The sequence below is a fragment of the Ornithinimicrobium sp. genome, from assembly GCF_030537745.1.
Taxonomy (GTDB): domain Bacteria; phylum Actinomycetota; class Actinomycetes; order Actinomycetales; family Dermatophilaceae; genus Ornithinicoccus.
Genome location: NZ_JAUNVI010000130.1, coordinates 1 through 1626 on the forward strand (window position 1 = coordinate 1; position 1626 = coordinate 1626).

Here is a 1626-nt window from a genome sequence, read left to right on the forward strand (position 1 = left end):
CCCGGGACCCATTGGTGCCGGGCTTCACGCTGCGTTAGGTGGCTCGTGAGGGGCGGGCATCGCCGGTCGCGCGGTGCAACGTCCTGGCCGCACGCCCCAGTTGGTTGATCGGGCGCTCATACATCCGGTCGCGAGCAAGCACATCGGCTCGGTTCATCAACTCACCCACACTGGCGGGTAGATGGTGGGTGTTCGCCGCCTCACGAGTGGTCCCGGATGGTGTCGATCAAGCGCACGACCAGCAACGAGATTCCTGGCGGTAAGTCGGACACGGGCTCCTGCCTGCTCAGTTCTTCAGCCTGCCGGGCCAGAACTACCGGACCGGTCCGGCAGGCGTGCGGCCTCGGTGCTGGCCTGCCAGAGCAGTTGGTGCATCGCCACCAGGACGTGGGCTGCGGCAGGGGTGGTGACCCTTCGGTCCAGCGGCATCATAAGAGCTCCTTCGCAGAGGGCGATGTCGATAGACCCAGCCCAGCGACTCCTTTGCCAGCACTGGTGACTCCCGGCCACTTCTGGGGATACGGCCGCTGGCGGCACCTGCCTGTGGATAACCGCTGCGCCCTGTCGGTGGCCGCGCGCACTCTGGTCATGACCCCTAAAGCGGGGTGGCGAGAACCAGGGACTCAAAACCTCCTAAACTCAGAAGCTGAGAACAATCGGTGATGAACCACCGTGGAGGTGGCAGCGATGACGGTAACCAAGGCACGACACGCTTGGGCGCGCGCCCTGGGTCATTCGACGAGAATCGTCCCCATCATGCCGAGGTCCTCGTGGTCGAGGATGTGGCAGTGGTAGACCGTCCGGCCTCCGAAGTCAGCAAACCGGATCCGCACAGTGACCGACCCTCCGGCCGGGACGTTGACGACGTCGAGCCACACGGGCACGTCCAGGCGCTCCCCCGCTGTCTCGATCAACTGCATCGGCCATACGTGCAGGTGGAAGGGGTGGTCCAGCGGTCCGTCGTTGCCGATGGTCCACTCCTCGACGGTGCCCAACCGAACCCGCTGGTCGGTGCGGTCGGGGTCATAGGACAGACCGTCGAGGGTGAAGTCCATCGGGCCCCCACCGCCCATCATCCCGACCATCGACATCTGGAAGGTCAGCCTCCGGCGCTCGTCGACCCGCACCTCACGCAGGTCCGCCAGCGGAACCTCCTCGGCTCCGCCGCCAGGCGGCGGACCTCCTGCCGCGGCGCCCCTGCCGGAGCCAACCTGCAGCCTGGCGAGGGGGCGTTCGGAGTCCTCCGGGCCGACCCCACCGCCGCCGCGACCACCGCGCCCCATCATGCCGCCCATCATCTGGCCGCGGTCCACGGGCACTGCGACTAACTCGCTCTGACCTTCGGTGAGGTCGATGATCAGGTCGAGCCGGTTGCCGGGGGCTAGAACCACCTGGTCGAGGGAGGCAGGCACGGCCAACCGTCCGACATCCCGGCCCACCACCCTGGTCTCCTGCCCCGGAAGACGCAGGGACAGGTAGCGCGAGGAGCAGGCGTTGACAACCCGCCAGCGTTCTCTTTCACCCGCCTGCCCGCGCAACAGCGGGCTGACCTGGCCGTCGACGAGCACCAACTCCCCCTCGCGCCCCATCATGCGCTCCATCCTCGATGGGGATACGACAGACCCG

At 67.3% G+C, this 1626-nt stretch carries 3 protein-coding genes; all 3 read right to left on the bottom strand.

The features are described 5' to 3' along the window. Positions 1-34: 34 nt before the first annotated feature. Entirely contained in the window at positions 35-157 is a 123-nt protein-coding gene (locus tag Q4P07_RS14310; protein WP_303375586.1) for a hypothetical protein, read from the bottom strand. A 137-nt stretch (positions 158-294) separates the two neighbouring features. Then, the gene (locus Q4P07_RS14315) at positions 295-429 is read right to left on the bottom strand and encodes a hypothetical protein (RefSeq protein WP_303375587.1); all 135 of its coding nucleotides are present in this window, start codon (positions 427-429) and stop codon (positions 295-297) included. A 302-nt stretch (positions 430-731) separates the two neighbouring features. Continuing rightward, a partial coding sequence (locus Q4P07_RS14320; protein ID WP_303375588.1) for a multicopper oxidase family protein occupies positions 732-1626 on the bottom strand: 895 nt, incomplete at its 5' end.